At 76.0% G+C, this 8329-nt stretch carries 8 protein-coding genes; 6 read left to right on the top strand and 2 right to left on the bottom strand.

Annotation, left to right across the window (positions count from 1 at the left end):
• Nucleotides 1–116: 116 nt before the first annotated feature.
• On the bottom strand, nucleotides 117–1193 hold the full coding sequence (locus tag F9B16_RS46750; RefSeq protein WP_151546722.1) for a hypothetical protein: 1077 nt from the start codon (nucleotides 1191–1193) through the stop codon (nucleotides 117–119).
• Between the two features lie 217 nt (nucleotides 1194–1410).
• On the opposite strand from F9B16_RS46750, the gene F9B16_RS46745 reads away from it, so the two are divergent.
• From F9B16_RS46745 to F9B16_RS46720, 6 genes are all read left to right on the top strand, one after another.
• Entirely contained in the window at nucleotides 1411–2277 is an 867-nt protein-coding gene (locus F9B16_RS46745) for an EamA family transporter (RefSeq protein WP_151546721.1), read from the top strand.
• Nucleotides 2278–2443: 166 nt separating this feature from the next.
• The gene (locus F9B16_RS46740) at nucleotides 2444–3793 is read left to right on the top strand and encodes a hemolysin family protein (protein WP_151546720.1); all 1350 of its coding nucleotides are present in this window, start codon (nucleotides 2444–2446) and stop codon (nucleotides 3791–3793) included.
• A complete protein-coding gene (locus F9B16_RS46735) occupies nucleotides 3790–4806 on the top strand; it encodes a CNNM domain-containing protein (RefSeq protein ID WP_151546719.1) in 1017 nt (338 codons plus the stop codon). Before F9B16_RS46740 ends, F9B16_RS46735 begins: the two co-directional genes overlap by 4 nt.
• Nucleotides 4807–4867: 61 nt before the next feature.
• Entirely contained in the window at nucleotides 4868–5155 is a 288-nt protein-coding gene (locus F9B16_RS46730) for an RNA polymerase subunit sigma-70 (RefSeq protein ID WP_225992568.1), read from the top strand.
• A gap of 3 nt (nucleotides 5156–5158) precedes the next feature.
• Complete coding sequence (locus tag F9B16_RS54310; protein WP_151546718.1) at nucleotides 5159–5716, top strand: Clp protease N-terminal domain-containing protein; 558 nt, start codon at nucleotides 5159–5161, stop codon at nucleotides 5714–5716.
• Between the two features lie 33 nt (nucleotides 5717–5749).
• A complete protein-coding gene (locus tag F9B16_RS46720) occupies nucleotides 5750–7129 on the top strand; it encodes an FAD-binding oxidoreductase (protein WP_151546717.1) in 1380 nt (459 codons plus the stop codon).
• 38 nt (nucleotides 7130–7167) lie between these two features.
• On the opposite strand, the gene F9B16_RS46715 is transcribed toward F9B16_RS46720, so the two are convergent.
• On the bottom strand, nucleotides 7168–8118 hold the full coding sequence (locus F9B16_RS46715; RefSeq protein WP_151546716.1) for a hypothetical protein: 951 nt from the start codon (nucleotides 8116–8118) through the stop codon (nucleotides 7168–7170).
• Nucleotides 8119–8329 lie beyond the last annotated feature (211 nt).

Raw genomic sequence — 8329 nt, 5'->3', positions numbered from 1 at the left:
GTCCCGGCAGGACGCGCCTGCGCCGCCGCATCGCCGGCACGCAGCGCACCGCGGACCGCATCATTTCGAGGGCGGCGCGGCGCCCGAGCGGGCAGGCGTAAGGCGGCTGGGGCGAGCTAGGCCGTCTCGGGCTCGCCGGCCGCGGTGCGGCCGGCGGCCCGTCCGGCGGCCCGTCCGGCGGCCTGTCCGGTGTCCTCGGGGACGGCGAGTTCCGGGGCGGTGTCGAGGGCGTCCGCGGCCTCCTCGCGGAGCGCGCGTTCGGTGCGGTGGGCGTCCTCGGCCATGCCGCGGATCTCGGCGCCCGCCATCGCGTCGCCGGCCGTGCCGGCGAGCAGGTCGCGGTAGCGGGCGTTCTGCTCCGGGAGCGCCGTCAGGACGCGCGACTCGTGGTAGGCGTCATCGGCCTCGCCGGCGCGGCGCGCGTACTCCTCCAGCGCCTCGATCCGGACGGCCACGGACCGCGCCGACAGCGCGAGCGCGCGGTCCTGCGGTTCCAGGAGGGCCCGCACCCGCGGGGACAGCCGCTCGGGCTGCTGCACGATTCGCTCGCGGCGCAGCCGGGTGTGCTCGGCGAGCGTGGCCGCGATCGCCCATTCCTGCCGCGGCAGGACGACCGTGTTGCCGACGTCGTCCAGCAGCCCGGCGCGGTGCGACTGCGAGGAGAGGACGGCGTCGACGGCGCGCTGGGCGCGGATCAGCAGCCGCGCGGCGGGCCGGTCGAAGTCGGCGGGCAGCAGGTAGCGGCCGTGGTGCTCGCGGGCGGCGCGGGACGCGGCGGGCTCGCGCAGGTGCCGCAGCGCGCCGATCACCCAGCCGGTGAAGCTGACGGCGGCCAGCAGCACGGCCGCCTCGGTCTGCCCGAGCAGCAGCAGGAGGACCTGCAGCGCCGGGGTGAGCATCATCGCCAGGACGGGCAGCCTCCCCCACCGCAGCGCGCCGCCGACGAGGTCGTCCTGGTCGAGCGAGGCGAGGAAGCACACCCGCAGCCAGCCGCCGGGCAGCACGCCGTAGAAGAAGGCGAACGCCGGGATCCACAGCACCCGGGCGACGACGGTGGCGAGGGTCAGGGCCGGCGGCGCGGGCGCGGGCAGGCTCGCCGCGACCAGCCGCTCCGGGGCGGCGGCGAGCACGGCGCGGTCCGCGACGGGAATGCCCGGGTCGAACACCGGACGGGGACGGCTCTCATCGTTCATCGGCGCTCCCCACCGCGTCAGGAGTCCTGCGGGCCGGGCGGGGCCGTCCCGCGGGAGATCTGCCGTTCTGCCTTCCTTCCCTTGCTATCACTTGTGCCCAGCCATCCCCGGAATGTCACGAGATCCGGAAATTCGGGCCGTCCGGCGGGGCTCGCGGACCTTTTAGCCCAGACCTAAATCGATGCACCGGGGCGCCCGTTCGCGGTGGGGTGGGCGCATGACCGTCGCCCTCGCCGTGATCTTCGCCGGAGTGCTGCACGCCGTCTGGAACGCGATCGCGAAGGGCGCGCCGGACCGGTGGGCCTCGTTCGCGCTGATCGGCCTCGGCGAGGCGGTGGTGGTGGTCCCGATGGGGCTGATCGTCGGCCCGCCGGACCGGGCGGCGTGGCCGTGGCTCGTGGCGTCGGCCGCCGTCCACATCGTGTACATGGGGCTGCTGCTCGCGGCGTACCAGCTGGGCGACTTCAGCCAGGTGTACCCGCTGGCGCGGGGCAGCGCGCCGCTGCTGGTGGCGGTCGTGGCGGCGGTGGCGCTCGGCGAGCGGCTCTCGTGGGCGCAGGACGCGGGCGTCGCGGCGGTCTGCGCCGGGCTCGTGGTACTGGCCTTCGCGGGCCGCCGCGACGGCGGCGGCCCGGAGGAAGGCGAGGCGAAGCCCAGGGACCCGCGGGCCGTCGCCGCGGCGCTGCTGACCGGCGTGTCCATCGCGGGCTACACCCTCCTGGACGGGGTCGGGGTGCGGCACTCGGGCGGCTCGCTGTCGTACACGTCGTGGATGTTCTCCCTCCAGGCGCCGCTGACGGTCGCGATCGTGCTGGCCCTGCGCGGCCGCGCGACGCTCACCCGGCTGCCGCGGTCCGCCGTGCTGGGCGGCCTGGCGGGCGGCCTCATCTCGATGGCGGCGTACGGGATCGTGCTGTGGGCGCAGACGCGCGGCGCGCTGGCGTCGGTGGCGGCGCTGCGCGAGACCGGGGTGATCTCGGGCGCGGTGATCGGCGCGGTGTTCTTCTCCGAGCGGCTCGGCCCGCGCCGGATCGCGGCGGCCTGCGTGGTCGCGGCGGGCGTCGTCCTCATCACCGCGCACTAGGGGGCCGCGCACCGCCGCCGCACCGGACGGGGCGGGCGGGTCTCGCGGCGCGTACCGGCGCCTGGCAGGGTAGAAGGGATCTTGCAGGGACGCGCGGAGGGGGAATGGTGCCCGGGCAGAGCGGGCCGCGGGCCGCCGGTGCGGCCCGGGACGTCGAAGAGGACCGGTGAACGGGGCGCTGGGCCTGCTCGCGGTCCTGGTGCTGACCGCGGCGACGGGCTACTTCGTGGCGCAGGAGTTCGCGTTCGTCACCGCGGACCGGCCGCTGCTGGACCAGCGGGCGGCGGAGGGCGACCGCGCGGCCGCGCGTGCCGTCCGGGTGATGGAGCGGCTGTCGTTCATGCTGTCGGGCGCGCAGCTCGGCATCACGGTGACCGCGCTGGTGGTCGGGTTCATCGCCAAGCCGGCGCTCGCCGACCTGATCGCGCCGGTGCTGGACGCGGCGGGGGTCCCGCGCGGCGTGTCCGGCGGCGTCGCGGTCGCGCTCGGGTTCGTGCTGGCGACCGTGCTGCAGATGGTGCTGGGCGAGCTGTTCCCGAAGAACCTGGCGCTGGCGCGGGCGGAGGCGATGGCGCGGTGGCTGGCCGGGTCGACGCTGGTGTACCTGGCGGTGGCGGCGCCGGTGATCCGGCTGTTCGACGCGGCGGCGAACCGCCTGGTGCGGGCCGCCGGGATCGAGCCGGTCGAGGAGCTGCACCACGGCGCGACGCTGGAGGAGCTCGGGCACATCATCGGCGAGTCCGGCGAGCAGTTCCAGGAGGCGCACGCCGACCTGCTGGAGCGGGCGCTGGTGTTCTCCGAGCGGGACGCCGAGGAGGTCATGGTGCCGCGGGTCGACGTGGTGACGGTGCCCGCGTCGGCGCGCGCGTCGGAGCTGAGCGAGATCATCACCGCGAGCGGGCACTCCCGCTACCCGGTCGTCGGGGAGCGGGTCGACGACGTCGTCGGGATCGTCGGGCTGGACGAGCTGATCCTGCTGGACCCGGCGGAGTCGGAGCGGACCGAGGTGGGCGCGATCGCCCGGCCGCCGCTGCTGCTGCCGTCGTCGCTGCCGCTGCCGGACGTGGTGGCGCGGCTGCGCGGCGCGGACGTCCCGGTGGCGTGCGTGGTGGACGAGTACGGCGGCTTCGCCGGGCTGATCACCTGGGAGGACGTCGCGGAGGAGCTGGTCGGGGAGATCGCCGACGAGCACGACCCGGACGAGGACCTCGCGATCCGGCGCGGCGAGTGGTGGACGACCGACGCCGGGCTGCGGGTGGACGAGGTGGCGCACGAGACCGGGATCGCGCTGCCGGAGGGCGACTACGAGACCGTCGCGGGGCTGCTGCTGCGGCGGCTCGGCCGGGTGGCGCGGCCCGGCGACGTGGTGCGGGTGGAGCTGGAGCCCACCCGGCTGGACGAGCCGCCGCGCACGGCGGTGGTGGAGGTGCTGACCATCCACCGGCACGTGCCGGAGCTGATCCGGGTCCGGACGGTCGTCGCGGCGCCCGGCGAGCGGGACGGCGGTGACCGGTGAACCTGGCCCTGGGCGTCCCGGTGACGCTGGCGCTGCTGGCCGGCAACGGGTTCTTCGTCGCGACCGAGTTCGCGCTGGTGGCGGCGAAGCGGCCGCGGCTGGAGCGGGCCGCCGCGCGCGGGAGCCGGGCCGCGGGGGCGGCGGTGGCGGGGATCGGCGAGCTGTCGCTGACGCTCGCGGGCGCGCAGCTCGGCATCACGATGTGCTCGCTCGGGCTGGGCCTGGTGTCCGAGCCGGTGTTCACCGAGGCGCTGGCGCCGCTGTTCCACGCCGCGGGCCTGTCGGGGGGCGTCGCGCACGCGATCGGGTTCGTGATCGCGCTCGGCGTGGTGACGTTCCTGCACATGGTCGTCGGGGAGATGGCGCCGAAGTCGTTCTCGATCGCGGGGCCGGAGCGGTCGGCGACGGTGCTGGCGCTGCCGTTCCGGGCGTTCACGACGGTCGTCCGGCCGCTGCTGGCGGCGCTGAACGGGGCGACGAACCTGCTGCTGCGCGCGGCGGGCGTGCACCCGGGCGAGATGCGGGAGGTGTCGCGGACGCCGGAGCAGCTGCGCAGCATCGCCGAGGAGTCGCGGCGGCTCGGGCTGATCGGGCAGCGCGACCTGACCCTGCTGACGGCCGCGCTGGACGCGCCGCGCGCGCCGCTGTCGGACCTGGTGGTGCCGGTGTCGGAGATCGTGTCGGTGCCGCCGGAGGCGTCCCCGCAGGAGGTCATCGACACCGCCGCGCGGACCGGCCGGGTGCGGATCATGCTGCGCGGCTCGGGCCGGGGGCAGGCGCGGATGGTGCATGTCCGCGACGCCTACCTGGCGCGGGCGCGCGGCCGGGAGACGACGGCCGGGGAGCTCGCGCATCCGGTGCCGGCGATGCCGGTGGGCACGCCGGTCGGCGAGGCCGTCGCGACGCTGCGGGCGCGGCACAGCCAGCTGGGCCTGGCGATCGGCCCGGACGGGCAGGTGGCGGGCCTGGTCAGCCTGGACGACCTGCTCACCACGCTGCTGAGGCTCACCTGACCCGCGACCGCATGTCAACGCCGGTTGACATCGCCGCGAGTGTCAACCTACATTGACAGGCATGAGCGATGGAGTGACGCTCGCCCAGGAGGCGAGCAGCAGGGACCCGGCGGTCGGCCTGCGGGCCGTCCGCGCGCTGCGCGAGCTGGCCGAACGGCTGGAGGCGCTGCAGGTGGCCAGCGCCCGCGACCAGGGCTGGTCCTGGCAGGACATCGCGGTCTGCCTCGGCGTGAGCAGGCAGGCCGTCCACAAGAAGCATGGCGGCGGGCGCCGCCTCCCCCTTCCGACGAAGTCGGCCGGGGGGCGTGGGGGGTCGTCCCCCCTCGGAAAAGCACGGAAGGAGCAGTAGGAGATGTTCGAGCGTTTCACCGCGGACGCGCGGGCGGCCGTCGTCGGCGCGCAGGCGGAGGCGCGCGCGCTGCGCGACCACCACATCGGCACCGAGCACGTCCTGCTCTCGCTGCTGAACGGCGACGACGCCATGGGCCGGGCGCTGCGCGAGCACGGACTAGACGCGGCGGACCTGCGCACCCGGATCGCCCGCGTCAACCGCGCCGGCGGCGACGTGCTGGACTCCGGCGCCCTCCGCAGCATCGGCATCGACCTGGACGCCGTCCGCGAGGCCACCGAGCAGACCTTCGGTGAGGGAGCCCTCGACGTCCCCGCCGGCAAGCTCCCCCGCTACGCGCGGGGCCACATCCCGTTCACGCCGAAGGCCAAGAAGGCCCTGGAGCTGAGCCTGCGGCACGCGGTGCGGCTCAAGCAGAAGCAGATCCGCAGCGGCCACATCCTGCTCGGCATCCTGCAGGACGAGGACTTCCTCGCGGCGCGGCTGGTGGCCGAGGCGGGCGTCGACGTCCCGGGGCTGCGCGCCGACGTCACCCGGCTGATCACCACCGAGGCGGCGTGAGGCGGGCGCCCGCCCGTGTGATTACGTGAGGACATGCCCGAGTTCCTGGACGCCCTCCGCGGCACCCTCCCCGCCCCCCGGCTCGTCACCGACCCGGACGTGATCGCCTCCTACGCGCACGACGAGGCGGAATGGGCCCCGTACGGGACGCCCGCCGCCCTCGTCCGCGCCGGATCCACCGAGGACGTCCGGGCGGTGGTGGCCGCCTGCGCGGAGCACGGCGTCCCGGTCGTCCCGCGCGGCGCCGGCACCGGGCTGTCCGGCGGCGCGAACGCCCTGGACGGCTGCGTGCTGCTGTCGCTGGAGGCGATGGACGAGATCGTCGAGATCGACGCCGCCGAGCGGCTCGCGGTCGTCCAGCCCGGCGTGGTCAACGACGCGCTGCGGCTCGCCGCCGCCGAGCACGGCCTGTGGTACCCGCCGGACCCGGCCAGCTCGCCGTGGTCCACGATCGGCGGCAACGCGGCGACCAACGCCGGCGGCCTGTGCTGCGTCAAGTACGGCGTGACCCGCGACTACGTGCTCGCGATGCAGGCGGTCGTCGGCCGCGGCGAGGTGGTGCGGCTCGGCCGCCGCACCGCCAAGGGCGTCGCCGGGTACGACCTGTGCGGGCTGATGGTCGGCTCGGAGGGCACCCTCGGCGTGATCACCGAGATCACCGTGCGGCTGCGCGGCGCCCGCGCCCCCGAGCGCACCGTCGTCGGCTACTTCGACACGCTGCGGGAGGCGGGCGAGGCGGTCAGCCGCGTCACCGCCGCCGGGATCGTGCCGAGCGCGCTGGAGCTGGTCGACCGGCACTGCCTGGCGGCGGTCGACGCGTGGCGGAACATGGGGCTGTCCGCCGACGCGAACGTCCTGCTCCTCGGCCGCACCGACCTGCCCGGGGAGGCGGGCGAGGCGGAGGCCGACACGATGGTCGCCCTGTTCAAGGAGGCGGGCGCGACCTGGAGCGCCCGCTCGTCCGACGAGGCGGAGGCCGAGGCGCTGTTCGCGGCGCGCCGGCTCGCCTACCCGGCGCTGGAGCGGCTCGGGCCCGTCCTCACCGAGGACGTGTGCGTGCCGCGCGCGCTCGTCCCGGAGATGCTGTCCCGGATCGAGGCCGCCGCGTCCGAGACCGGCACCCACATCGCCAACATCGCGCACGCCGGGGACGGCAACCTGCACCCGCTGATCATCGCGCCGGCCGGCGACGACGACGCCCGGGTGCGGGCCCAGCGGGCGTTCGACCGCATCGTCGCGGACGCCATCGACCTCGGCGGGACCGTCACCGGCGAGCACGGCGTCGGCCTGCTCAAGCGGCGCGGCCTGCACGCCGAGCTGGAGCCGACGGTGATCGCCATGCACCGGGCGGTGAAGGACGCGCTGGACCCGGCGGGCATCTTCAACCCCGGCAAGGTGTTCGGGACGCCCTGAGCCCGGCCACGCCTGGGCCGGGGCCCGGCGCGGGAGGGTCAGCCGCGCGCGGCCTCCCAGCCCTGGACCAGCTCGGCGGTCGGGTCGCCGACCAGGCCGACGCTCAGCCGCCCGTCCTCGCCCTGCTCGATCTGCACCCCGACCGGCCGCAGGTCGGGGACCCGCCCGCTGTAGAAGCCCGCGCGCTCCTCCATCCGCTCGTACTCCCCCGGACGCCACCAGTAGACCTGCGGGCTGATCGGCCGCTCCCCGCTCCCGGCGAGCCGCGCCGCGACCTCCTGCATCGTCTTGAGCGCCAGGACGAGGTGCGGGTCCGTGCCGATCTCGTGGACCGCGACGTACTCGGGCAGCGGGAAGGCGACGAGGGCGCCGAACGGCAGCGGCCCCGGGAAGTGGCGGCGCAGCGCGTGCGCGTGGGCGCCGATGTAGCGGTGCTGCTCGCCGATGTGCGCGATCTTCACGCCGTCGACGTCGGTGGCCTGGACGTAGTGCGGCTCGGCCTCGACGGACCGGGCCAGCGCGGCGCCGAACGCCTCGTGCTCGGGCACGTCGCCGAGGTCGGCCCGGTTCAGCGGGACGATCGAGTCGGGCAGGTCCGCCACGACCGTCTCCAGCAGCCCGGGGGCGAGCGGCCGGGTCAGCAGCGCCGCGCGCATCCGCTCGTCGAGCGCGCTCTCCGGGTAGAGGCGGATGCGCAGGCTCCCCTCCTCCAGCATGCGCCGCGCGCCGCCGCCGGCGGGCGCGGCGGCGGGGCCGCGCTCGAACGCCTGGACGGCCCGGTCGGCGTACTGCGCGGCGAGACCGGGCAGGTCGGCGCGCGAGTTCCGGCCCGCGTGCGCCCGCCATTCGGTGATGTCCGCGTGCGCCTGGGAGCCGTCCTTGAACGTGACCGCGAGCGTGTTCGGGTCGGGCAGCGAGCACGGGTAGCCGCGCCGCGCGAAGGCGTCGATGAGGGCGGTGGCGATGACGTCGTTCGGGTTCATGGTCATGTACGACTCGGCCCGCGTCGCCGCGGTTCACGTGATCTCGATCATTTCGCGTAGTAGCGGGTCAGGGCGGCGACGCAGGCGGACTGGCGGGCCGGGTCGGCGGGGAACCGGCGGTGGCATTCCGGTCCGATCCACGAGGGCGCGGCCGGGCGGGCGGGGCGCGGCTTGGACGGCGCGTGCGGGCGGGGCGCGGGCCGGGGGCGGGGCTTCG

The organism is Actinomadura montaniterrae (assembly GCF_008923365.1).
GTDB classification, from domain to species: domain Bacteria; phylum Actinomycetota; class Actinomycetes; order Streptosporangiales; family Streptosporangiaceae; genus Spirillospora; species Spirillospora montaniterrae.
The sequence above is the reverse complement of the archived record's forward strand: the minus strand, read 5'-3'. Positions and strand labels throughout refer to the sequence as shown.

Excerpts from the sequence above, each read along its gene's own strand:
- F9B16_RS46750 (WP_151546722.1), bottom strand. The coding sequence starts at position 1,193 with ATGAACGATGAGAGCCGTCCCCGTCCGGTGTTCGACCCGGGCATTCCC.
- F9B16_RS46745 (WP_151546721.1), top strand. The coding sequence starts at position 1,411 with ATGACCGTCGCCCTCGCCGTGATCTTCGCCGGAGTGCTGCACGCCGTC.
- F9B16_RS46730 (WP_225992568.1), top strand. The coding sequence starts at position 4,868 with ATGAGCGATGGAGTGACGCTCGCCCAGGAGGCGAGCAGCAGGGACCCG.
- F9B16_RS54310 (WP_151546718.1), top strand. The coding sequence starts at position 5,159 with ATGTTCGAGCGTTTCACCGCGGACGCGCGGGCGGCCGTCGTCGGCGCG.
- F9B16_RS46720 (WP_151546717.1), top strand. The coding sequence starts at position 5,750 with ATGCCCGAGTTCCTGGACGCCCTCCGCGGCACCCTCCCCGCCCCCCGG.
- F9B16_RS46715 (WP_151546716.1), bottom strand. The coding sequence starts at position 8,118 with ATGACCATGAACCCGAACGACGTCATCGCCACCGCCCTCATCGACGCC.